Source organism: Mesorhizobium sp. YM1C-6-2, from assembly GCF_003666685.1.
GTDB lineage: Bacteria > Pseudomonadota > Alphaproteobacteria > Rhizobiales > Rhizobiaceae > Mesorhizobium_K.
This window is the reverse complement of the sequence record NZ_RCIZ01000001.1, coordinates 239954-262651: the sequence shown is the minus strand read 5'-3', so window position 1 is coordinate 262651 and position 22698 is coordinate 239954. Positions and strand designations below refer to the sequence as shown.

The 22698-nt window shown below is 66.2% G+C and carries 19 protein-coding genes; 8 read left to right on the top strand and 11 right to left on the bottom strand.

The features are described 5' to 3' along the window. Positions 1 to 9: 9 nt before the first annotated feature. Together D8676_RS01285 and D8676_RS01280 are read left to right on the top strand one after the other, a co-directional pair. Positions 10 to 465, top strand: a complete 456-nt coding sequence (locus D8676_RS01285; RefSeq protein WP_121579026.1) for a MarR family transcriptional regulator — start codon at positions 10 to 12, stop codon at positions 463 to 465. A 56-nt stretch (positions 466 to 521) separates the two neighbouring features. Beyond that, positions 522 to 1079, top strand: a complete 558-nt coding sequence (locus D8676_RS01280) for a putative glycolipid-binding domain-containing protein (RefSeq protein WP_121579025.1) — start codon at positions 522 to 524, stop codon at positions 1077 to 1079. Here the strand turns inward: D8676_RS01280 and D8676_RS01275 are convergent. The 3 genes from D8676_RS01275 to D8676_RS01265 all read right to left on the bottom strand — a co-directional run bounded on the left by D8676_RS01275 (position 1043) and on the right by D8676_RS01265 (position 5901). Next, positions 1043 to 2023 carry a phosphatase PAP2 family protein gene (locus D8676_RS01275; RefSeq protein ID WP_183096917.1) on the bottom strand — a complete coding sequence of 327 codons (981 nt, stop codon included), beginning with the start codon at positions 2021 to 2023 and terminating at the stop codon, positions 1043 to 1045. The genes D8676_RS01280 and D8676_RS01275 overlap by 37 nt on opposite strands. A gap of 111 nt (positions 2024 to 2134) precedes the next feature. Further along, a complete protein-coding gene (locus tag D8676_RS01270) occupies positions 2135 to 3820 on the bottom strand; it encodes a hydantoinase B/oxoprolinase family protein (RefSeq protein ID WP_121579023.1) in 1686 nt (561 codons plus the stop codon). Next, positions 3817 to 5901 (bottom strand): hydantoinase/oxoprolinase family protein, encoded by a 2085-nt coding sequence (locus D8676_RS01265; RefSeq protein ID WP_121579022.1) that lies wholly within the window; start codon positions 5899 to 5901, stop codon positions 3817 to 3819. The genes D8676_RS01270 and D8676_RS01265 overlap by 4 nt, the downstream gene beginning before the upstream one ends. Positions 5902 to 6098: 197 nt before the next feature. On the opposite strand from D8676_RS01265, the gene D8676_RS01260 reads away from it, so the two are divergent. Both D8676_RS01260 and D8676_RS01255 read left to right on the top strand, forming a co-directional pair. Further along, entirely contained in the window at positions 6099 to 6929 is an 831-nt protein-coding gene (locus D8676_RS01260) for a ferredoxin--NADP reductase (protein ID WP_121579698.1), read from the top strand. A gap of 241 nt (positions 6930 to 7170) precedes the next feature. Continuing rightward, positions 7171 to 8016 carry a fumarylacetoacetate hydrolase family protein gene (locus tag D8676_RS01255; protein ID WP_121579021.1) on the top strand — a complete coding sequence of 282 codons (846 nt, stop codon included), beginning with the start codon at positions 7171 to 7173 and terminating at the stop codon, positions 8014 to 8016. 126 nt (positions 8017 to 8142) lie between these two features. Here D8676_RS01255 and D8676_RS01250 read toward each other — a convergent pair whose 3' ends face one another. From D8676_RS01250 to D8676_RS01220, 7 genes are all read right to left on the bottom strand, one after another. Continuing rightward, entirely contained in the window at positions 8143 to 8397 is a 255-nt protein-coding gene (locus tag D8676_RS01250; protein ID WP_121579020.1) for a hypothetical protein, read from the bottom strand. A gap of 155 nt (positions 8398 to 8552) precedes the next feature. Continuing rightward, on the bottom strand, positions 8553 to 9776 hold the full coding sequence (locus D8676_RS01245; protein ID WP_121579019.1) for an adenylate/guanylate cyclase domain-containing protein: 1224 nt from the start codon (positions 9774 to 9776) through the stop codon (positions 8553 to 8555). A gap of 51 nt (positions 9777 to 9827) precedes the next feature. Further along, complete coding sequence (locus D8676_RS01240; protein WP_121579018.1) at positions 9828 to 10829, bottom strand: ATP-binding cassette domain-containing protein; 1002 nt, start codon at positions 10827 to 10829, stop codon at positions 9828 to 9830. 31 nt (positions 10830 to 10860) lie between these two features. Then, positions 10861 to 11700 (bottom strand): carbohydrate ABC transporter permease, encoded by an 840-nt coding sequence (locus tag D8676_RS01235; RefSeq protein WP_121579017.1) that lies wholly within the window; start codon positions 11698 to 11700, stop codon positions 10861 to 10863. 10 nt (positions 11701 to 11710) lie between these two features. Further along, positions 11711 to 12643, bottom strand: a complete 933-nt coding sequence (locus D8676_RS01230; protein ID WP_121579016.1) for a sugar ABC transporter permease — start codon at positions 12641 to 12643, stop codon at positions 11711 to 11713. A gap of 100 nt (positions 12644 to 12743) precedes the next feature. Further along, entirely contained in the window at positions 12744 to 14003 is a 1260-nt protein-coding gene (locus D8676_RS01225; protein WP_121579015.1) for an ABC transporter substrate-binding protein, read from the bottom strand. A gap of 64 nt (positions 14004 to 14067) precedes the next feature. Next, positions 14068 to 14982, bottom strand: a complete 915-nt coding sequence (locus D8676_RS01220) for an N-acetylmuramic acid 6-phosphate etherase (RefSeq protein ID WP_121579014.1) — start codon at positions 14980 to 14982, stop codon at positions 14068 to 14070. 194 nt (positions 14983 to 15176) lie between these two features. Between D8676_RS01220 and D8676_RS01215 the strand changes: the two genes are divergently transcribed. From D8676_RS01215 to nagA, 4 genes are read left to right on the top strand one after another with little or no spacing between them, the layout of a single operon-like run. Then, the gene (locus tag D8676_RS01215; protein ID WP_121579013.1) at positions 15177 to 16058 is read left to right on the top strand and encodes an N-acetylglucosamine kinase; all 882 of its coding nucleotides are present in this window, start codon (positions 15177 to 15179) and stop codon (positions 16056 to 16058) included. Continuing rightward, positions 16051 to 16839 (top strand): GntR family transcriptional regulator, encoded by a 789-nt coding sequence (locus tag D8676_RS01210; protein ID WP_121579012.1) that lies wholly within the window; start codon positions 16051 to 16053, stop codon positions 16837 to 16839. The genes D8676_RS01215 and D8676_RS01210 overlap by 8 nt, the downstream gene beginning before the upstream one ends. 11 nt (positions 16840 to 16850) lie before the next feature. After that, a complete protein-coding gene (locus tag D8676_RS01205) occupies positions 16851 to 17861 on the top strand; it encodes an SIS domain-containing protein (protein ID WP_121579011.1) in 1011 nt (336 codons plus the stop codon). Continuing rightward, a complete protein-coding gene (gene nagA, locus D8676_RS01200) occupies positions 17858 to 19015 on the top strand; it encodes an N-acetylglucosamine-6-phosphate deacetylase (RefSeq protein WP_121579010.1) in 1158 nt (385 codons plus the stop codon). The genes D8676_RS01205 and nagA overlap by 4 nt, the downstream gene beginning before the upstream one ends. Positions 19016 to 19118: 103 nt before the next feature. Here the strand turns inward: nagA and D8676_RS01195 are convergent, their stop codons facing one another. Continuing rightward, positions 19119 to 22691 carry an EB domain-containing protein gene (locus tag D8676_RS01195; RefSeq protein ID WP_121579009.1) on the bottom strand — a complete coding sequence of 1191 codons (3573 nt, stop codon included), beginning with the start codon at positions 22689 to 22691 and terminating at the stop codon, positions 19119 to 19121. Positions 22692 to 22698: the final 7 nt, after the last annotated feature.

Sequence of the window (22698 nt, the reverse complement as noted above, 5' to 3'; positions counted from 1 at the left end):
TTCAGGAAGATGACGGGGGAAAGCAACCTGCTGAAGCTGGTCGAGGCCGAGCCGGAGGACGGCTACCGGCTGCAGGACCAGGTCGGCTTCGTGCTGCGCAAGGCGCATCAGCGCCACGTCGCGATCTTCGCCGCGCGGATCGGCGACCTCACCCCGCCGCAATTCGCCGCGCTGGCAAAGCTCGCCGATGTCGGCGAAACCTCGCAGAACCAGCTCGGCACGCTGATCGCCATGGACGCGGCGACCGTGAAGGGCGTCATCGACCGGCTGAAGGCGCGCGGGCTGGTGGAGCTCACCAGGCATGACGCCGACAAGCGCCGGCTGCTGGTCAGCCTGACGGCTGAAGGCCGCGAAACGGTCGATCGGCTGGTCCCTCTCGCCGAACAGATCACCGTGGAGACGCTGCAGCCGCTGTCGTCGAAGGAAGCCGCCACGCTGCTCCGGCTGCTTGCGCGGATCGCCTAGGCGGCTTCTGCCTGCCGGGGATTGCTCCGGACATTTCGCGCGCTAACTAGAGTCCGATGAACGGACCCCAAACCGCCTTCTGGCGATGCCTTTACACCGAAGGCCACGATTGCGCCGTGCTGGCGCCGGCGCTGACCGGCTGGCACCTGAACGGCATGGCCGTCTTCCGGAGCGACGACGGTCCGATAGCCGTCACCTATACGGTCGAGATCGACGATGCATGGCTTACGCGGCGCGGCAGCGTGCGCGGCTTTGCGGGCGGCCGGCGCTTCTTCCACTCCATCGAGCGCAAGGAGGACGGCTGGACGCTCGACGGAAAACCCAACGGGCTCGCCACCCTTACCGACCTCGATTTCGGCTTCACGCCGGCGACCAACCTGCAGCAGTTGCGGCGAGCGGCGCTTCAGGTCGGCGAGAAGGCCGAGTTCTCCGTCGCCTGGTTCGACATCGGCAAGAAGAAGCTCGTCGACCTGCCGCAGATCTACGAACGCCGCGACCAAACGCATTACTGGTACGAGTCGCCGACCGCGAGCTACGCAGCCATGCTGGAAATCGACGCCAGCGGCTTTGCCCGGGTCTATCCCGAACTCTGGGAGATGGAGGAAAGAGCCTGAACTGGCCTACCGGCCAGGAAGCGCGTCCGCCGCCAGATCACGCCAACCACCAGCATCGACAGATAACCGTCCAGCGCATAGTGCCAGCCCGTATAGACGGAGCAGAGCAGGATCAGCAGGGCGAAGGTCCAGCCGACGACACCCTGCCACCGGCCGAAGCTCGACAGGTAGAGCGCGTTCAGGGTGGCGACGGCGACATGCACGCTGGGCATGGCCGAGATTCCGGTGCCTAGCGCCGGCGTGCCGTTCCGGAAGTTCTCCAGCAGATAGCCGGAATAATATGGGACGAGGCTGTTCTTCTGGTCGAGCAGGCTCGTCAGCCCGGCGAACCGACCATCGTCAAAGAAATCACCGTAGAAGACGGGCCCCACCGACGAAAAGGCGGTAGCCAACACCGTACCGACAATGATGATGGTGAGGGCCAGCGCCCACAAATAACGCTGGTGTCGCCGGTCGTGCCAGTTGAAAGCCGCGAACAGGGCGACGGCGAACCATTGGAAGAACCAGAGCGTCATATAGACCAGCTCCGTCAGGGTCGTGAACCAACCCGGATCGATCGCATGCAAGCGCGCCCAAGGCGGCCCGGCGTGGATCCATTCGTCGAGGGTTGCCAACATCGGGTCGGCATAGAATGGCACGAGATGGGGAATGTTGAGCTTGAAGGTCGTGAAACCTGCCAGGAAGAGGATCGACAGCACTATGAAAGTCGCCAGCGGGCCGGCGCTTCGTCGCATGAGCTCGACCATGCCGGAAAAGGGGCGGCGACGATCCAGGAAGGGCGCGGCTACAAGAAGGGGGAGGGCCAGCGCCGGCACGAAGAAGCCGAAATGATGCAGATAGACCTTCGCAAGGGCGAGATAGTCCCAAGGTGCGACCGCGAAGGCCGCCGCGGAATAGATCAGCGCGCAGAAAACAAGCGTGCGGCCAGCGCCCAGACGACGCAAGTCGAACTCCGCCACGGCTGACCGGACACCTGCTCCTGTCCTTTCCATGAGCCCTTTCGCCCAATTCCGTTGGCGAAAGTGTTACGGGATAATTGTTAATTGCGGCTTAGGTCAGCGGGTCCTGCCAAAGAGATGCTCCGCCTGTTCGAGCGTGTAATAGCCCATCGCGATATCCTGCCCGACGAGCGCCGGGGCGCGTTCGCCGGGATCGCCATAGCCGCCGCCGCCGGGGGTTTCGACGCGGACGCGGTCACCGGCCTGCAGCGGAATGTCCTGCTCCTTGGAGAGATGTTTCGGGACATGCGCCTCGCCGTTGCGGAAAACGGTGACTTTGTTGACCGCGCCGTCCTTGCCGCCGAGCACGCCCTGCGGCCCGACGCGTCCGTGGTCCATGACGAAGGAAGCGCGGGCATCGCCGCGTAGAAGCTCGACCTCATAGGCAAGCCCGAAACCGCCACGATGCTTTCCGGCGCCGCCCGAGCCCTCGCGCAGCGCATAGTGGCGATAGAGCACCGGATAGGCCTGCTCCATGATCTCGACCGGCGGCGATTTCGAGATGCCGATGGTGGAGCAGCCATTGGAGAGGCCATCCTGCCCGGCGTTGCCGCCATAACCGCCGCCGGAGATCTGGTACATGACGAAGTCGCGCCCGCGTACCGGGTCGTGGCCGCCGAGCGCGAAATTGCCGCTGGAGCCCGCCGGCGCGGCCGTCACCTTGTCGGGCAGCGCCTGCACCATTGCGGCGAAGACGGCTTCGGCGATGCGCTGCGACACCTCGGCCGCGCAGCCCGAGACAGGCCGCGGATATTTCGCGTCGAGGAAGGTGCCCTCGGGCTTGAGCACGGTCAGCGGCTCGAAGGCGCCGGCGCTGATCGGCACATCGGGAAAGATGTGGCGCATGGCGAGATAGACAGACGACAGCGTGGTTGCGAGCACGCTGTTCATCGGCCCAGCACAGGGTTTCGACGAGCCGGCGAAATCGAAGGTGAGGCCGTCGCCCTTCTTCTCGATCGCCAGCGCGATGGTCAGCGGCTCGTCCACCACGCCGTCAGAATCGACGAAAGCTTTCGAGCGGTACACGCCGTCGGGGATGGCGGCGATGTTGGCGCGCATCTGCTCCGCGGCCCTGCTGCGCAACTCCGCAATCGCTTCCGTCACCGTGTCGTCGCCGTAGCGGTCGAGGATGGCGAAAAGCCGCTCCTGGCCGACCCTGAGCGCGGCAGCCTGGGCGCGGATGTCGCCGATGCGCTGGTCGGCGACACGGATGTTCGAGGTGATGATGGCGTAGATCTCGGGATCGAGCTTGCCGCGCTTGAAGAGCTTCACTGGCGGCAGCCTGAGACCTTCCTGCTCGACCGCCGTCGCCGATGCGGAAAAACCACCGGGCACCGCACCGCCGATGTCGGGCCAGTGTCCCGTGTTGGAGAGCCAGCAGAATATCTTGCCGTTGCGCCAGACCGGCATGGCGAAGCGCACATCCATCAGATGGGTGCCGCCGAGATAGGGATCGTTGACGATGTAGATGTCGCCCTCTTCCGGCGACAGGCAGCTTCCGTCGGCGATCATCCCGATGATCGTCTTCGTCGAATATTGCATGACGCCGACGAAGACCGGCAGGCCCTGGGACCCTTGCGCAATCAGCGAGCCGTCGACGGCCGAATAGATGCCGTCGGAGCGGTCGTTGGCTTCCGCGATGACCGGCGAGAAAGCGGCTCGGCTGAAGGCGAGGTCCATCTCGTCGCAGGTCTGCTGCAGAGCGGCCTGGATGACGGAGAGGGTGATGGCGTCGAGGGTCATCTTCCCACCTCGATCAGGATGTTCCCGTCGGCGTCGCTGCGCGCCACGTCGCCAGGTTCCAGCACGGTCGTCGCGTCCATCTGCTCGATGATCGCCGGGCCGGCAATGGTGACGTCGAGCGGCAGTCTTTCCCTGACATAAACAGGCGTTTCCAGCCATTCACCGTCATACCAGACGGGGCGCGTCTCGCGGCGCGCCTCTCCGAGCGTCGCCGCCCGCCCGGCCGGGTCGATCAGGCGGCTGAGATCGACTGTTGGCCTGACCCCGATGACCGAGGTGTTCAGATTGACGAGGTTGGCGCGGATTTCCGGAAGCTCGACCTTGAAACGCGCGAAATAGGCCTTCTCGAACAGCTCCTGCAGCATGGCGCGGGAAACGGCGGCCGACGGCAGCGGCACGTTGAGGATATGCGTCTGCCCGACGAACTGCATGTCGGCCGAATGGATGGTGCGGATCGTCTCGGGTTCGACCGCCTCCTTGGCGATCAATGCCCTGCCCTCCTCGCGGTGGCGTTCGAGCACCGCCTTGACGCGGGCCTCGTCGAGCAGCGGCACCGGCTGGTTGATCGTGTTGACGAAATCGTGCCTGAGATCGGCGACCACGCAGCCGAGCGCATTGGTGATGCCCGGACGCGCGGGCACCAGAACGCTGGGCAGGCCGAGCTCACGCGCGAGCGCGGTGGCGTGCAGAGGGCCGGCGCCGCCGAAGGCGAAAAGCGCAAAATCCCTGGGGTCGTAGCCGCGCGACACCGAGACCATGCGGATCGCGCCGGCCATCTTGAGGTTACCGAGCCTGAGCACCGCGCCCGCTGCGGCGATGGCGTCGAGGCCCGAGGCGCGGCCGATCTTCTCCTCGAAGATTTCCTTCACCTGCTCGACCGTCACCGGCGCGTCGACGGCGAGCAGGCGCTTCGGATCGAGCCGGCCGAGCAAGAGGTTCGCGTCGGTGATGGTCGGCTCCGTGCCGCCGCGGCCGTAGCAGATGGGACCGGGATTGGCGCCGGCGCTTTCCGGCCCGACCTGGATCAGGCCCGACGCATCGACGCGCGCGATCGAGCCGCCGCCGGCGCCGACGGTATGCACCGCGACCATCGGCACATGGATCGGCATCGCATATTCGATCTCGGTCTCGTTGGAGACGGCGGGCTCGGCGTCGAGGATCAGCGCCACGTCCGTCGAGGTGCCGCCCATGTCGTAGGTGACGAGATTCCGGTGGCCGGCGCGCCGGCCCGTGTAGGCGGCGGCGATGACGCCGGAGGCGGGGCCGGACATCACGGTCTTGGCCGCGTCCTGCGCGACGAAGCGCGCCGAGATCATGCCGCCATTGCCGTTCATGATCAGGAAGTCCCGGCTGTAGCCGAGGCGCTCCAGCTCGCCGCGCAGGCGGTGGACATAGCGCTCCAGGATCGGCTGCACGGACGCGTTCACAGATGCCGTCACGCCGCGCTCGAACTCGCGTGCCTCCGACAGCAGGGAGTGGCCGGTGGTGATGTATTCGTTCGGCCAGAGTGTCTGCGCGATCTCGGCAGCGCGGCGCTCATGCGAGGGATTGGCGTAGGCATGCAGGAAGTGGATGACCAGCGACTCGCAGCCTGCCGCGAGAAGCTGCTCTACCGCCGCCGTCACCTCCGCCTCGTCGAGCGGCTCGCGCACCTTTCCCGACGCCTCGACGCGCTCTGCGACTTCGAGACGCAGGTTGCGCGGGATGACCGGCACGAAGGCGCCGGTCATCCCATAGGCCTGCGGACGGGTGCGGCGGCCAAGCTCGATGATGTCGCGAAAACCGCGCGTGGTGATCATGCCGGTCTTCGCCAGCCGGCGCTCCAGCACCGCATTGGTGGTGGTGGTGGTGCCGTGGACGATGAGGTCGACCTCGGACGGGTCGATCCTGGCCTCGCCAAGCGCGTCAACCACGCCGAAAGCTTGGTTGTCAGGCGTTGTCGGCACCTTGGCGACGCGTACGCCGCCGCCTTCCCTGGCATCGATCAGGATGAGGTCGGTGAACGTGCCGCCGACGTCGATGCCGGCGACCACCCCACCGTGGACGGATGCCTGCAGCCCTGCCTGATTTTTCTCAGCCATGCATGAAATCCGAAACGCCGGACTTAAGGACGGGCGGCAAGTTGGAAGCCTGTTCCACGCCGTTATCTTGACCCGATAATCGTTTGTATACTAATAATTTTGCCAGACAAGGCATCACCGTTTCCAGCCGCTTTGCCAGACGCGCCGGATGCTCGCATCCAGCGCGGGAAGGTCAAGTGTCGTTCGAAAGGCCAGGCATGCAGCAGGTTTCAGCAGTCCGGAAGGACGACGTCGCCGAGCGCGTCACCTACCCGATCCCCGCCAATGTCTACGCCGAGACGGTGGTATCGGTCAGGCACTATACCGACAGGCTGTTCTCGTTCCGCGTGACGCGGCCGCAGGCGTTCCGCTTCCGCTCGGGCGAGTTCGTCATGATCGGCCTGCCGAATGCCGAGAAGCCCGTCTTCCGCGCCTATTCGATCGCCAGCCCGGCCTGGGACGACGAGCTCGAATTCTTCTCGATCAAGGTGCCGGACGGTCCGCTGACCCAGCATCTGCAGAAGATCCAGCCGGGCGACACGGTGCTCTTGCGCCAGAAGGCGACCGGCACGCTGGTGGTCGACGCGCTGACGCCGGCGAAACGCCTGTTTATGATCTCGACCGGCACCGGCATCGCGCCTTTCGCGAGCCTGGTGCGCGACCCCGACACTTACGAGAAATTCGACGAGATCATCCTCACCCACACCTGCCGCGACCATGCCGAACTCGCCTACGGCGTCGAGCTGTTCGAGCAGCTCTCGGCCGACCCGCTGATCGGCGAGCTGACCGAGGGCCGCGTCACGCTCTATTCGACGACGACGCGCGAGATCACGCCGCGCATGGGCCGCATCACGCGGCTGATCGAGAACGGCCGTTTCTACGCCGACCTCGGCATCGCGCCGCTGTCGCCCGAGACCGACCGGGTCATGATTTGCGGCTCGATGCACATGCTGAAGGACGTCAAGGAACTGGTCGAAGGCCTCGGCTTCAAGGAAGGCTCGCTCAGCGCCCCTGCCGATTTCGTCGTCGAACGCGCCTTCGTCGGCTGAATTTTTCGGCCTTTCCGACACAGCAGGGCCGATTTCGGCCCGCCGACGCCAGCCGACAGGCGATTAGGACTTGTCGGCGAAGCCCACACCTGCAACAAGACGAGCGGATCGCCGTACCCGCCGGTACGGTGACCGCCGGCGGCCGTGACCATTTGTCGGACTTTTCCGACTTCATCCCCGCCGATCTTGTTTCATGCCGGCCGGAGCATGCCGCGCCGGCGGCGCTTAGGAGGGAATTTCCTTGAAACTGCTGCGTTATGGAAAGCCGGGCAAAGAGCGTCCGGGCGTACTCGATGCGGACGGCAAGATCCGCGACCTGTCGGAACATGTGTCCGACATAGCCGGCGCCGCGCTGGCTCCCAATGCCCTGAAGAAGCTCGCGAAGATCGACCCGGCCAGCCTGCCCCTGGTGCGCGGCAAGCCGCGCCTCGGCCCGTGCGTCGCCGGCACCAGCAAGTTCATCTGCATCGGCCTCAACTATTCCGACCACGCCGCCGAGACCGGCGCCACCGTTCCGCCGGAGCCGATCATCTTCATGAAGGCCAACTCGGCGATCGTCGGTCCCGACGACGACGTGCTGATCCCGCGCGGCTCCAAGAAGACCGACTGGGAAGTCGAGCTCGGCGTCATCATCGGCAAGAAGGCCAAGTATGTCACCGAGGCCGAGGCGCTGGACTATGTCGCCGGCTACTGCACCATCAACGACGTGTCGGAGCGCGCTTTCCAGGCGGAGCGCCAGGGCCAATGGACCAAGGGCAAGAGCTGCGACACGTTCGGCCCGACCGGTCCGTGGCTGGTGACCAAGGACGAGGTTGCCGACCCGCAGAACCTCAAGATGTGGCTGACGGTGAACGGCAAGAAGAGGCAGAACGGCTCGACCAAGACCATGGTCTACGGCGTCGCCTACCTGGTTTCCTATCTCAGCCAGTTCATGTCGCTGCTGCCCGGCGACATCATCTCGACCGGCACGCCGCCCGGCGTCGGTCTCGGCATGAAGCCGCCGAAGTTCCTGAAGAATGGCGACGTGGTCGAGCTCGGCATCGAAGGCCTCGGCACGCAGAAGCAGACCTTCGTCCAGGAAAAGTGATCCATCAAACGAAGCCGCCGGTCATGACCGGCGGCTTCATGTTTCAGGGCAGCGCCGACACCCTCACCTTGCGGGCTGCTCCAGGCCAAGATGGCGGCGCCAGGCCATTCTCCGACCGCCGGAGTGTCACTGCCCGGCCTGCGCCCAGGAATCCTTCAGGCCCTGATAGTTGTTGATGATGGCTGTGGCGACGGACACGTCACCGCCTTCAAGGGTGGCTCTTTCCGCGCCGCATAGATCGCAGAACAGGCCCTGGTGCGCGACCGCGACGAAGTAGTCTTCAGGTGGCGCGGGCATGTCTTGTGCCAAACCTATGGCGCCAAGTTCGGACGCCGCCGTCTCGAAAGCCCTGGCAATGGCTTTTGCGATCTCGTCGTGCATCACATCTTCGGCGCGCGACAGGATTGCGGCATATCTGGCTTCTTCCGGAGTTGGAACGGGACAGGTGTCCACGGCAGGCGCTCCTTTGTTTTGAAGGCATGGAACAGACTTTTTTTGCTGGCGGCATGACAAGGCCATGGAGCCCGCACCCTGCTCTACAGGATTTCCGCCGCCTCCGGATCGAGCGTGAACAATTCCTGCGGGCGGCTGACGCCGCGAAGCGCGTAACGTCCCACCGACACCAGCCTATCCCGCTCCGCCTCGGGCAACGAGGCCCTGAAGTCCGAAGAGAAAAGCACATCGCGATCGGCCGAGCGGCACATCGAGGCGATGCGGCTCGCCTCGTTGACGGCCTGGCCGACGACGGTGAAGTCGAGCCGCTCCTTGCTGCCGATGTTGCCGTAGAAGACGTCGCCGATGTGTAGCCCGAGATAGATGGACGACACCGGCTGGCCGGCGGCCGTGCGGCGCTCGTTGAGCGAGGCGAGCTTGAGCCGCAGGCCGGCTTCGGCGGCGAGCGCCGCCGCGCAGGCCTCGGCCGGATCGTCGGCGGTGAAGATCGCCAGCACGCCGTCGGCCATCAGCTTCAGCACGTCGCCGCCGGCGCCGTGGACGGCCATGATCGCGACCTCGGCATAATCGTTCAGCAGCGGGATGAGTTCGTCGGAGGAAATGCGTTCCGACAGCGACGTATAGCCCTGCATGTCGGAGAACCAGACGACGGCGTTCAGCCTTTCGACAGCACCGCGCGTGACCAGTCCTTTCAGCACGCGCCGGCCCGCATCGCGGCCGAGATAGGCCTCCACCAGCGACTGCGCGACACGGGTGAGCGACACCGACTTGATGGCGAGCCCGAGCATCGGAACGAGACGCCTCAGGGCCGCTATCTCGGCATCCGAAAAGCCGCCTTCCCGCGTCGTCGTCCAGCGCGACATGAAGCAGTCCATCTCGCCGATCGCCGCTTCCTTGTCGAAATGCTGCACCAAGGCGAGCCAGTCGGTCTGGCCTTCCTGCCGCAATTCCTCCAGCACAGGAAAGACCGCCGTTTCGCCGAGATGGAGCCGCCGGCGCATCTCGCCCTCGCGGCTCTGCAGCAAGTGATAGAACGGGCTGCTCAGCCAGGTCGCCGTTTCCTGGCCGCCGGTCGTCGGCTCGTATTGCGACATCACCGTCTCCAGCGGCTTGTCGCCGCTCCAGTAGAAGACGCGGCCCTCATAGACCGGGTGCAGGGTGTCGATGATTGCTATGCCGCGTGAAATCGCCAGGCCGGCGCCGACACAGCGCTCGCAGAAGCCGTGCAGCAACGCGACCTCGTCGTCGCCGGACAGTCCACGCCGGACGACCCAGTCCGCTATGCCGGCGATCTCAGCCTCGTCCATGCTCGTCCTCGCGTCATGCAACCGGAACGATGCGACGAACGAGGCCTGCGTTCAAGCCAGTGCCTTGCCATCCGCATCGAAGCGGTAGGTTCGCTGCGGATCCGGGGTGACGTAGAGCGTCGAACCGGCCTCGGCACCGTAGACGCCGAATATCCTGACAGTGAGAAGCCCGGCCTTCTCCGTCTCGACATAGAGGTTGGTGTCGGCGCCGAGATGCTCCGCATGGACGACGGTACCCTTCCAGGCGCCGGAACCGGTGTCGACGGTCAGATGCTCAGGCCGCACGCCTATCGTCTTCGCCTGCCCCTCGCCGAGCTTCGCGGCATCGATGAAGTTCATCCGGGGCGAGCCGATGAAGCCGGCGACGAATTCGTTGGCCGGCTTGTTGTAGAGATCCATCGGCGCGCCGACCTGCTCGATGCGGCCGGCGTTCAGAACCACGATCTTGTCGGCCAGCGTCATCGCCTCGACCTGGTCGTGGGTGACGTAGATCATGGTCGCCTTCAGGCGGCGGTGGAGCTGCGCGATCTCGAGCCGCGTGTTCACGCGCAGCGCGGCGTCGAGATTGGAGAGCGGCTCGTCGAACAGGAAGAGTTTCGGCTCGCGCACCACGGCGCGGCCGATGGCGACGCGCTGGCGCTGGCCGCCCGACAATTCCGCCGGCCGGCGCTCGAGATAGGGTTCGAGCGACAGCATCGTCGAAGCTGCCGTCACGCGGCGGTCGATCTCGGCCGCCGGCGTGCCGATCTGCTTCAGTCCGAGGCTCATATTGCTGCGGACGGTGAGGTGCGGATAGAGCGCATAGGTCTGGAACACCATGGCGATGCCGCGATTGGCCGGCGGGGTCACGGTGACGTCGGCACCGTCGATCAGCACGCGGCCGGACGTCGAATCCTCCAGCCCGGCGATGATCCTGAGCAGCGTGGACTTGCCGCAGCCCGACGGGCCGACGAAGACAACGAACTCGCCGTCGTTCACCGCGAGGTCGATGCCCTTCAGCACGTCGACCCTGCCGAAGCTTTTTTTCACTTTGTCGATGGTCAGCGAGCCCAAACCGGCCTCCGCTCGTTGTAGGAAATGGCGATCACTTCACCGCTCCCGAGGTGATGCCGCGGATCAGCTGCCGCGAGAAGATGAGATAGAGGACGAGCACCGGCAGAATGGCGAGCGACAGCGCCGCCAGCACCGCGTTCCAGTTGGTGACATACTGCCCGATGAAGAGCTGCGCCCCGAGCGTGATCGTCTTCGTCGCCTCCGACGGCGCCAGGATCAGCGGGAACCAGAGGTCGTTCCAGATCGGGATCATGGTGAAGACCGCGACGGTGGCCATCGAGGGCCGGACCAGCGGCAGGACGAGGCGGAAGAAGATGCGGTATTCCGAGAGGCCGTCGATGCGGCCGGCATTCTTCAGATCGTCCGACACCTGCTTCATGAATTCCGAAAGGATGAAGACCGCGAGCGGCAATCCCTGCGCGGTGTAGACGAGCACGAGCGCGGTCAGCGTGTTGACCAGACCGCTCGCCACCATCAATTGCAGGATGGCGACGGTGCCGAGCCTGATCGGGATCATGATGCCGAGCGCCAGGTAGAGACCCATCAGCGTGTTGCCGCGGAAGCGGTATTCCGAAAGCGCGAAGGCCGCCATCGCGCCGAACAGCAGCACAAGGAAGAGCGAGGCGACGGTGACGATCAGGCTGTTCTGGAAATAGAGGAAGAAGTCGCCCTGGTTGAGCACCATCGTGTAGCCGATCAGGTCGAAGGTCTCTGATGTCGGCGGCGAGAGCGGCGTGCGGAAGATGGCGTTTCGCGACTTGAACGAGTTGATGACGATGACGACGACCGGAAACAGCGCGATCGCCGTGTAGGCGAGCAGCGCGGCATGCGCGCCGACGGTGCGGGGAAGCGAGGCGGTTGCGCGGCTCATACCATCCCCCTCAGAACTGATACCGACGCAGGCGAGTCTGGATGGTGAAGAGATAGATGCAGACGCCGGTCAGGATGATGAGGAACATCATCGAGGCGATGGCCGAGCCCATATACGGGTCGCCGGTCTGCAGCTGGAAACCGAAGAAGGTGCGGTAGAGGAAGGTGCCGAGGATGTCGGTCGAGTAGTTCGGCCCGGCGAGCGCCCCTTGCGCCGAATAGATCAGGTCGAAGGCGTTGAAGTTGCCGACGAAGGTGAGGATCGAGATGATGCCGATCGAAGGCAGGATCAGCGGCAGCTTGATCTTCCAGAACTGCGCCATGCCGGTGATGCCGTCCATCTCGGCGGCCTCGATCACCTCGTCGGGGATGGAGAGCAGCGCAGCATAGATCAGCATCATCGGGATGCCGACGAACTGCCACACCGAGATCAGGCCGAGCGTGGTGAGTGCGTATTCCTCCTTGCCGAGCCAGGGCGTGAACAGGCTCTTCAGGCCGACGAGGTCGAGCAGGTTGGGCGCGACGCCCCACAGCGGCGACAGGATGAGCTTCCAGGCGAAGCCGACGATGACGAAGGAGAGGATCGTCGGGATGAAGATCGCGGTGCGGTAGAAGGCCGAGAAGCGCAGCTTCGGGCTGGACAGCAGCGCGGCGAGGCCGATGCCGATCGGGTTCTGCACCAGCATGTGGATGATAAAGAACCAGGTGTTGTTCCAGAGCGCGTTCCAGAACGAGGCCGACCAGCGCGGGTCGCCGAACAGTTTTCGGAAATTGTCGAGGCCGACGAAGAAGCGCTGCTGGTTCTCCGCGTTGAAGAGCGAGAGCTGCAGCGTGCCGAACAGCGGGATGATCATCACCGCCGTGTAGACGAGCACCGCCGGCGCGAGGAAAACCGCGATATGCCAGCGGATCGGCTTTTTCTGCTGCGCAAATTCGCCGGCCATGATCTCCCCGTCCGGTCTGTGCGGCCCCTGCAGGACAGGCTCCAGTCTATATGAAAATCCGGGCCGCGCATCGCCGCGCGGCCCGGATTCCTGCTCGAGCTTACTTAGCCGGCTTGAACCAGCTGTCGAGGCCCTTCTGCAGCTCGGCCGCGGCGGCTTCCGGCGTCTCGGTGCCATTGATCACGTTGGCCGACTTGACCCAGGTCTCGTTCTCGAGGTTCGGGGTGCCGCGCGACAGGATCTGGTAGGTCGAGCGGATCGTCGACTTGCACTTCTCGCGCCAGGACACGAACTCCTGCGCCAGCGGGTCCTCCATCTGCACCGGCGTGTTGGACAGGCTGAAGAAGCCCGGCAGCGCGTTGGCGTAGATGGTGGCGAACTCCGGCGAGGCGACCCAGGTCAGGAAGGTCTTGGCCGCATCCGCATTGGCGCTCTTGGCGTTCAGGCCGATGCCGATGTCGTTGTGGTCGGAGATGTAGCAGGTGTCGCCGGCATTCTTCACCGGCGGCGGGAAGGCGCCCATCTTGAACTGCGCCTGCGGGTTGAACACCGAGATCTCCCACGAGCCGGCCGGGAAGATGGCGGCGCGGCCGAGCGTGAAGAGGTTCTGGCTGTCCGGATAGGACTGCGCCTCGAAGCCGTCGCCGAGATAGGGCTTCCACTTGGCGAGCGCGGCGAAGGGCTCGACCCACTGCGGGTCGGTCAGCTTCTGCTCGCCCTTGAGCAGCGCCAGGCGGCCTTCCTCGCCCTTCCAGTAGTTCGGGCCGATGTTCTGGTAGCCCATGGTCGCGGCTTCCCAGAGGTCTTTGGTGCCCATCGCCATCGGGATGTAGGTGCCGTCTTCCTTGATCTTGTCGAGGGCGGCGAAGAACTCGGCCTCGGTGGCCGGCACGGCGATGCCGAGCTGGTCGAAGGCGTCCTTGTTGTAGATGAAGCCGTGGATGACTGAGGCCATCGGCACGCAGAAGGTCGTCGCGCCGTCGTCGGTCTGCCACGCCGACTTGGCGACGTCGGAGAAGTTCTCCATGCCGGGCAGGTCGTTCAGGCTGGCGAGCTGGCCCTTGTTGAAGAGCTCGAGCGAGGCGTCGAACGGACGGCAGGTGATGAGGTCGCCCGCCGAACCGGCGTCGAGCTTGGCGTTGAGCGCTGCGTTGTATTCGGTCGGCGCGGAAGGCGCGAACACGACCTTAATGCCGGGGTTCTTCGCCTCAAAGGCCGGGATCAGCTTCTCCTGCCAGATCGGCAGGTCGTCGTTGCGCCAGCTCTCGATGGTGATCGTCTTGTCCTGGGCGAAAGCCGAACCGGCCGTTCCCAGAATGCTCGTGCCGAGGAGCAGAGCGGTAAGCGTCGTGCGTGTCATTTCACAGTCTCCCTGTTTGACCCGTTCCAGGTTCCTTCTGATGGTTGCGGGCGATCGGCTGATCCTAGCGCCCGCTCCCCTCTAGAGCTCCGAGCTTCGACAGCGCCGGGCGCAGCCTGCGTCCGTTCGTGTCGAGCAGTTCTTCGGCAGCTTTCACGTCGGCCGCGCCGGCGGCCAAAAGGATGGCCGGCTTGACCTGGCCGCCCGTCTTCTCAAGCGCTTGAAGCGCCGCCCGTTCGTCGCAGCCGGCGACCGCGGCGACGATGCGCGCGGCGCGGCCGCGCAGCTTGATGTTGTCGGCGAAGAGATTGACCATGTAGCCGTCGTGCACATGGCCGAGATGGATCGCCGACAGCGTGGAGAGCATGTTGAGCGCGATCTTCTGCGCGGTGCCGGCGCCCATGCGGGTCGAGCCGGCGATCACCTCGGGCGGCGTGGCAAGCAGGATGGAGGTGTCGGCAAGGCCAAGCAGCGGCGAGCCGGCATTGTTGGCGATGGCGATGGTTCTGGCGCCGCGCGCCGACGCCGCCTCCAGCGCGCCGACGGCATAAGGCGTCGAGCCGCTGGCCGAGACCGCGATCAGGCAGTCGCCCTTGCCGAGGCCGGCGTCGGCCACCTCGCGCGCGGCCTCAGCCGCGTCGTCCTCGGGCGCGCCGGCCATGTCCTGCAGGGCGGCCGCGCCGCCGGCGAAGAGGATGACTATGCGTTCGCGCGGTATGCCGTAGGTGCCGGGAAGTTCGAGCGCATCGGCCAGCGCCATCAGGCCGGAGCTGCCGGCCGCCGCATAGGCGAGACAGCCGCCCGAGGCGAGCGTTTCGGCGACGACCGTGGCGGCGTCCTCTATCTGGGAAATGGCGTCGCCGACGGCTTTGGCGGCCTCGACCTGCGCGTCGGCAAGAAAACGGAGAATGGCCGCGGAGGGCTGCTCGTCCAGCCCCACGGCATGTTCATGCAATGCCTCCGTGCGCTTCTGCGCCATTGCGGTACCTCCTTCATCGACAATACCAAAAAAATACCACTTGTCCAGCGCCGTTAACGATTTGAATCTCGTCGTTTTGCTGACTTCGTGAAAAGATAGCATAATCAATAAGATGCATCTTAAGCATTTTGCAACGTAATTTAATGCTTGGCTATTGGTATTTTATTGGTATCATCCACTTAAGGAGGATCGACGTGGCTTTCATGCTTGGCATCGACGGCGGCGGAACCAGTTGCAGGGCGGCGCTCGCGACCGCCTCGGGCGACATAATCGGGCGCGGCAAAAGCGGCCCGGCCAACATCCGCACGGATCTCACCGGCGCGCGCGAAAACATCGTGGACGCCGCCAGGCAGGCCTTCGCCGATGCCGGCAAGGACCCGGCGCTGATCCCCGAGGCGTTTGCCGTGCTCGGCCTCGCCGGCAGCAATGTCGGCACCTACGCCCAGCAGCTCGCGACGATCCTGCCCTTCGCGGAAAGCCGCGTCGAGACCGATGCGCTGATCGCGCTTGAGGGCGCCGTGGGCGAGGGCGACGGCGCAATGGCGATCCTCGGCACCGGCACGGCCTATATGGTGCGCAAGGGCGGCGCGGCGCGGGCGATCGGCGGCTGGGGCTTCCAGGTCGGCGATCAGGGCGGCGGCAGCCGCATCGGCCGCGAGCTGCTCGAAGAGACGCTGCTCGCGCATGACGGGATCAGGCCCGCCTCGCCGCTGACGAAGGAAATCCTCGCCGTCTTCCGCAACAATCCGGAGGACGTCGTCGAGTTCACCATCAACGCGAAACCCGGCGACTATGGCGGTTTTGCGCCGAAAGTCTTCGACTTCGCCGCCAGGGGCGACATCGCGGCGGAGGCGATCGTTGCGCGCGCGGTCGCGGCGATCGAGGCGTCGCTCGCCGCGCTCGACCTCGACGGCAAGGCGCCGCTCTGCCTGCTCGGCGGGCTGGCGCCGCTCTACGCGCCGCGGCTTTCCGCTCCCTACAGGGCGATGCTGAAGGAGCCGCTGCGCGACGCGCTGGGCGGCGCGGTGGCGATGGCCGCTCGCATGTTCGGCAAAACGGAGGCGGCACGTGGCTGACGCCGCCGAACGGATCTTCCAGGCAGTGCGCGACGCGCCGCAGAAGGGCGCGCCGCTCTACCTGCAGCTCAGGAGGAGCATCGAGGAAGCGGTGAACGCCGGCGTCATCGGGCCGGGCGACGCGCTGCCTTCCGAGCGCGACATAGCGGTCAAGGCCGACGTGTCGCGGGTCACCGTGCGCAAGGCGGTGCAGGATCTGGTGCGCGGCGGCATACTGATACAGCGGCACGGCTCGGGCACCTTCGTGGCGCCGCGCGTCTCCAGGGTGGAGCAGCCGCTGTCGAGGCTCACCTCCTTCACCGAGGACATGGCGCGGCGCGGCATGAAGGTGCGCTCGCAATGGCTCGACCGCGGACTCTATCCGCCCTCACCCGAGGAGATGATGACGCTCGGCCTGTCGCCCAGCGAGCAGGTGGCGCGGGTGGCGCGCCTGCGCGTCGCCGACGACACCCCGCTCGCCATAGAGCGGGCTTCGCTCGCCGCGACGATCCTGCCCGATCCGGGCATGATCGGCGAATCGCTCTATGCAGCGCTGGACAAGACCGGTCATCGCCCGGTGCGCGCGATACAGCGCCTTTCGGCGAAGAATTTGAACGAGGCGGAGGCCGCGCTGCTGGGCGCCGCGCCGGGCTCGGCCAGCCTCAACATCGAACGCATCTCCTACCTTGCCAGCGGCAAGGTCATCGAGTTCACCCGCTCCGTCTATCGGGGCGACGCCTATGACTTCGTCGTCGAGCTGAGGCTCGGCGACAAGACCGACGAAGGACAGAGCAAGACGTGACCGAAACCCATATGCGGCGGGAAATCGCCGAGATACCGGAAGCCGCAGCAAGGCTGCTCGACGCATCGGACGGGGCGCTGGCCGCCGCAGGACGGCAGTTGCGCGAGCTTTCGCCGCCGGTCGTCGCCACGGTCGCGCGCGGCTCATCGGACCATGCCGCCTCCTTCCTGAAATACGCCATCGAGATCACCGCCGGCGTGCCGGTGGCGTCGCTCGGTCCTTCCATCGCATCGATCTACGGCGCCAGGCTGAAACTTGCCAACGCGGCCTGCCTGACCATTTCGCAGTCGGGCAAGAGCCCAGACATCGTCGCCATGGCCGAGGCGGCGCGCGCCGGCGGCGCGCTCACCATCGCCATCAACAACACGGCCGGCTCGCCGCTGGCGCTGGCGTCGGACCATTCGATCGACATATTGGCCGGCGTCGAGAAAAGCGTCGCGGCGACGAAGAGCTTCGTCAACTCGGCGGTGGCCGGGCTGCTGCTCATGGCGCACTGGACGGGCGACGACGACCTGCTCGCGGCGTTGCGCCGCCTGCCCGAGCATTTCAGCAAGGCGATCGACTGCGACTGGATGCCGATCGCCTCCGCCCTGACCGGTGAGAACTCGCTGTTCATCCTCGGCCGCGGGCCTTCGGTGGCGATCGCCAACGAGGCGGCGCTAAAATTCAAGGAGACATGCGCCATGCACGCCGAGGCCTACAGCGCGGCCGAGGTGATGCACGGGCCGCTGGCATTGGTCGGACCGGGCTTCCCTGTCGTGGCGCTCGCCGCGCGCGACGCCTCCGAGCCGTCGATGGCGCAGACCGCCGACCTGATGTCGGGCAAGGGCGCATCGGTGTTCGTCACATCGGCGCTGGCTGAAAAGGCGACGAAGCTGCCGCACGCAGCGACCGGCCATCCGATCACCGACCCGCTGACGCTGATCGTGTCGTTCTACGCCTTCGTCGAGGCCTTCGCGCGGCATCGCGGGCTGAACCCGGACCAGCCGCCGAACCTGCGCAAGGTGACGGAGACGATATGAGCGATATGCTGGCCCTTTCCGCCAGACGCATCTTCGATGGCGAGTCCTGGCACGAGGACGCCGCGCTGGTCGTTCGCGGCGGCGCGGTGGAAGGGATCGTTGCCCGACACGAAATTCCCGCCGGTGCGGACATTGTCGAAGCTGGCGACATGCTGGCGCCCGGCTTCGTCGACCTGCAGGTCAATGGCGGCGGCGGCGTCATGCTCAACGACCATCATGATGTAGAGGGCATCGAGACGATCTGCCGGGCGCATGCGCCCTTCGGCACCACAGCGCTCCTGCCGACGCTGATCACCGACATGCCAGATGTGACCGCTGCCGTGGTCGCGGCCGGAATCGCGGCTGCGCGCAGCAAAGTGCCGGGCTTTGCCGGCCTGCATCTGGAAGGGCCGCACCTCTCCATCGCGCGAAAGGGGGCGCATGACCCCAGGCTGATCCGGCCGATGACGGACATGGACCTTGCGTTGCTGATGGCGGCGAAGAAGGAACTGCCGACACTGCTGACCACCGTCGCGCCGGAATCGGTGACGCCGCAGCAGGTCGCCGCACTGGCAGGGGCCGGCATCGTCGTCAGTCTCGGCCACACCGATGCGACCTATGCGACGGCGCGCGCCTATGCCGAGGCCGGCGCCACCAAGGTGACGCATCTTTTCAACGCGATGAGCCAGATCGGCAACCGCGAGCCGGGCATGGTGGGCGCCGCACTCGCCATCGGCACCATCCATGCGGGGCTGATCGCCGACGGCGTCCATGTGCATCCGGCGAACATCGCAAACGCCGTGCGGGCCAAGGCGGGGCCCGGCCGCATCTGCCTGGTCACCGACGCCATGGCGACGATCGGCACCGACATGACCACATTCGAGCTGAACGGCCGCACCATCTATCGGAAGGACGGCCGGCTGACGCTGGAGGACGGAACGCTGGCCGGCGCAGATCTCGACATGATCTCGGCGGTTCGCTTCATGCACCGCACGATCGGCCTCGACCTCGGCGAGGCGCTGCGCATGGCCTCGCTCTATCCCGCGCAGGCGATCGGCAAGACGGATCGGCTGGGCAGCTTCACCAGGGGCGCGGCGGCCGACATCGTCGCGCTGTCGGAGAAGCTCGACGTATCAGGCGTCTGGATCGGCGGCGAGCGGGTCTTTCAGGCCTGAGCCATCGCAAGTTTTCCGCGAACGGCGCCGACGCTCAAACATTGTTCGAAAGCAAAAGCCCCGCCGGCGAACCGGCGGGGCTTTTTTGTTCAGGGCGACCGTCCTACTGGACCTGCTGCCGCTGCTTCTGGGTCGGATCGATCAGCCGCTGCAGGTCCGGGCTGATGCGCAGCTTGCGGCAGTTGGGCGGCGTGCCGACCGTGCCGCGCGGGCAACGCTCCGGCTCGACGACCACGCAGCGGCCGTTGCGCAGCACCGTGCCGCGCGGACATTCGCGCACCCGCTCGACGCATTTGCCACGCACCAGGCTGGTTCCGCGCGGACAGACGCAGCGACCGTCCTGGGTGCGAATCTGGCCCGGCAGCAGCTTGCACTGCGGCGGTGCGTCCTTGCGGCACTGGCCCCTGACAAGGCTGGTGCCACGCGGGCAGACGCAACGCCCGTCCTGGGTGCGGATCTGACCCGGCAGCAGCTTGCACTGCGGCGGCGGATCCTTGCGGCACTCGCCGCGCACCAAGCTGGTACCGCGCGGGCAGGCGCAACGCCCGTCCTTCAGCCTGATCTGGCCAGGCAGCAGCCGGCACTCGACCACCGGAGGCTCGTCCTTGACGCAACGGCCGTTCCGGAGCTCCGTTCCGCGCGGACAGACACAGCGTCCGCTTTCGGTGCGGATCTGGCCCGGCAGCAGTCGGCACTCTTCCACCGGCGGGGGCGGAGGAGGCGGTGGCAACGGAGGCGGCTCGCCGCCCACCGGCCTGCACTGCCCATTGCGGAAGGTGGTGCCCTCCGGGCAGACGCAGCGGCCCGCATCGTTCATGACGAAGCCCGGCGAGCACTCCCGCACCTGGTCGGCTATGGTGAAGGCGTGGCAGGCATAGGGCTGCGTCCCGGGTTGGCCGGTGGTTTGCGGCGCCGTCGACATCATCCGCTCGGCAGCGGCGACCGGCGTGTCCGGCGGCACCACGCCGACGCAGTTCTCGGCCGACAGCGGCTCGCGGATATTGGCGAGCGGCCCGCCCTCCGGGATGACCACGGTCACCTGGTGGACACGCGATTCGCCGGGTCCGAGCGTCAGCGTCGCGACGCAGGACATGGGAAGCGCGGCCGGTTCGGGCGAGCAGCCGAAGGGCGGCGAGATCTCGGTGATCTCCACGCCTTCCAGCCTGGTGCCATCGACGCCGATCGCGTCACCGATGCGGACCGGCCCGGAGAAGGGCGCCGTGCCGCCATTGGTGATCGTGATCTCGAAGGTGCAGGGCTCGCCGACGCGGCAGTCCTTGTCGCCCGTCTTCTCGACGTTGATCGGAGGCGGCACGTTGCCGCCCTCGGCACAGGCTTCGCCGAACGGATAGACGATGTCGTTGCCGGGAGCCGGGCCCCAGTTGCCGCGCGCGCAGTTCTCGAAGCGGGCATGGGTCGGAGCCTGGACCGTCACGTCGAAGTGACGGCTGGTTCCTGATGTCATGAGCGCGCCGGGGATCTGGCATGCCAGCGCATTTGCCGGCACCGGACCGCAGGCCCATTCCGCGCCGTCCGGCGTGACGGTGAGGATCTGGACCGGCGCGCCGGAACCGATGACTTCGGCTGCGTCGTTGACGCGAACCGGGCCGTTGGGCGCCGCATTGCCGGCATTGACGACGGTGATGCGGCACGACACCGCGGCCCCCGGAGCCGTATCCTGCTCGCAGGTCTTGAGGATGCGCAACGCCGGCTGGCCGGGGTCACGTCCGGGAACGCGCATTTCGGCGCAGTCCCGGTTGTTGGTCAGGTCGGTCTCGTCCGCTATGGCCTTCACCTCCGCGCAGTTGCGGATGAGATCGCCATAGTCCTCGCCGACGACCGCCCTTACGCTGAGCGAGACGAAGGCGCCGGGCACCAGGGCGACGCCGGGATGGTCGCACTGGAACTGGCCGCCGCCGATCGGCCCGCAGGCCCATGGCGGGATAGGCGCGAAGGTCGACGAGGCAGGTACGCCGGTAGGATACTCGTCGACGACGGTCAGCGGGCCGACATAGTTGTCGGTGCCGTTGTTGAACACCCGGATGTTGAAGGTGCAGACGCCATCGGGACTGCAGACCAGCGAACGCGGATCCTTGGTGATGCGCAGGTCAGCCTTCTTCTCGACCGGCGGATCGCATCTCGGATCGCCGCGACGGCAGATCGGGATCGAAGCGCAGGCCTTGTCGTCGGCGGTCGAGCCGAAGACATCCGGGAAGCCGCTCGCCGTGTAGTCGTACTCGGCGCAGTTGCGGATCGCGTCTGAGTTCCAGCCGGGGCCGGGCGCGAAGCCGAGCTTCAGCTCGACCCATTCGCCGGGGTCCAGCGTGGTCGCCGGATGCGTGCAGACCATCGGGCTGACCATCGGCGGACAGGCCCAGGGCGCGTTCGGTCCCGAGACGACGGGCGCGGCGCCGGGGCCGGTCACCTCCTCGAGCACGATCGGGCCATTGTAGGGCTCGTCGCCGACATTGGTGACGCGGATGGTGAAGTCGCAGGGACCTTCCGGCGTGCAGCGCGCGTCGTCGGCCCGCTTCTCGACCTTGATGTCCGGCTCGCCCTCGTCGGGCGGGCATTCGATATCCTCCGGGATGACGATGTCGATCACCTGCGAGCAGCAGAGGCCGACGCCCTCTTCCGGCCCGGCATAGGTCTCGATGCCGGAGACGATGAGGTGCACGACATCGCCGGGCAGAGCGCCGGTGATGGTCCAGTTGAGGACGCCGCCGCCTATCGGGGCGAGCTGTGACAGCGGCGCGACGATCACGCCGGGCGTGGTGGTGCGGAGCTGCACCCACTTGCCGCCGAGCTCGGGGCCGACCGGCATGTGGTAGATGAAGGCGCCGCCACCGGGCACGCAGTCGACCTCGCCGCGATCCACCTCGAAGCAGGCCTCGTCGCCCGGAGGGGGCGGCGGAGGCGGAGGCTCGCAGCGGGTGACGTCGATCGAAATCTCGGTCGGCTCGCCGGTCGAGATGTCGCCGTCGTCAGGCAGCGCGGGATCGTGCGAGGGAACCTCGACGACGATGCCTTCGACGCGGGTAATCGTGGCGAAGGCCTGGTTGGCGACGACCGCCGGCGCCGGGAAGGCCGCATGGTCGATCTTTGCCGTGATGAAGACGTCGATGTAGCGGCGATCGATTTCGCCCGAGCCGTCGAGGTCGCTGGTCGACAGGCGGATGTCCTCGAGCTTGACCGTGTCGTTGGGATTGGTCGTGGTCGAGACCGTGGCGATGGGCTTCAGCAAGCCGGTGGCGTCGGTGCCGTCGCCGGAAATACCGACGTCGACGATCTCCAAGCCGGCCGGCAGGGTGTCGCGGATATCTATCCTGACGTCCTGCATCTCGGCGATGAACTCCGGATCGAGGAACTTCGCCGGATCGCCCTTGGCGCCGAAGCGCAGCCGGTAGCGGACATAGTCGCAGTTTACCTGCTCGCCGATCTTCTCGAAGAAGGGCGGAGCCTCGCCGGGCTCTGGGTGGACGGTCGGGCCGGGATCACCGACGCCGGCTTCGTCCGTCGGCTGCGCCAGGGCAGGCGCTTGCATGGCGGCGAGCGCGAGCCCGGCCGCCATCAGCCAGCGCGCCGAGCGCCTGGCGAATGACAGGGGTTGCATGATCGTCTCCATGAACGTTGGGTTGGTGCTGACGCCGAGCGGGGAATGGTGAAGAGCGTTCATCTCATCC

Excerpts from the sequence above, each read along its gene's own strand:
- D8676_RS01245 (WP_121579019.1), bottom strand. The coding sequence starts at position 9,776 with ATGGACGAGGCTGAGATCGCCGGCATAGCGGACTGGGTCGTCCGGCGT.
- D8676_RS01225 (WP_121579015.1), bottom strand. The coding sequence starts at position 14,003 with ATGACACGCACGACGCTTACCGCTCTGCTCCTCGGCACGAGCATTCTG.
- D8676_RS01250 (WP_121579020.1), bottom strand. The coding sequence starts at position 8,397 with ATGCACGACGAGATCGCAAAAGCCATTGCCAGGGCTTTCGAGACGGCG.
- D8676_RS01220 (WP_121579014.1), bottom strand. The coding sequence starts at position 14,982 with ATGGCGCAGAAGCGCACGGAGGCATTGCATGAACATGCCGTGGGGCTG.
- D8676_RS01205 (WP_121579011.1), top strand. The coding sequence starts at position 16,851 with ATGCGGCGGGAAATCGCCGAGATACCGGAAGCCGCAGCAAGGCTGCTC.
- D8676_RS01280 (WP_121579025.1), top strand. The coding sequence starts at position 522 with ATGAACGGACCCCAAACCGCCTTCTGGCGATGCCTTTACACCGAAGGC.
- D8676_RS01230 (WP_121579016.1), bottom strand. The coding sequence starts at position 12,643 with ATGGCCGGCGAATTTGCGCAGCAGAAAAAGCCGATCCGCTGGCATATC.
- D8676_RS01285 (WP_121579026.1), top strand. The coding sequence starts at position 10 with ATGACGGGGGAAAGCAACCTGCTGAAGCTGGTCGAGGCCGAGCCGGAG.
- D8676_RS01270 (WP_121579023.1), bottom strand. The coding sequence starts at position 3,820 with ATGACCCTCGACGCCATCACCCTCTCCGTCATCCAGGCCGCTCTGCAG.
- D8676_RS01260 (WP_121579698.1), top strand. The coding sequence starts at position 6,099 with ATGCAGCAGGTTTCAGCAGTCCGGAAGGACGACGTCGCCGAGCGCGTC.
- D8676_RS01265 (WP_121579022.1), bottom strand. The coding sequence starts at position 5,901 with ATGGCTGAGAAAAATCAGGCAGGGCTGCAGGCATCCGTCCACGGTGGG.
- D8676_RS01235 (WP_121579017.1), bottom strand. The coding sequence starts at position 11,700 with ATGAGCCGCGCAACCGCCTCGCTTCCCCGCACCGTCGGCGCGCATGCC.
- D8676_RS01195 (WP_121579009.1), bottom strand. The coding sequence starts at position 22,691 with ATGAACGCTCTTCACCATTCCCCGCTCGGCGTCAGCACCAACCCAACG.
- nagA (WP_121579010.1), top strand. The coding sequence starts at position 17,858 with ATGAGCGATATGCTGGCCCTTTCCGCCAGACGCATCTTCGATGGCGAG.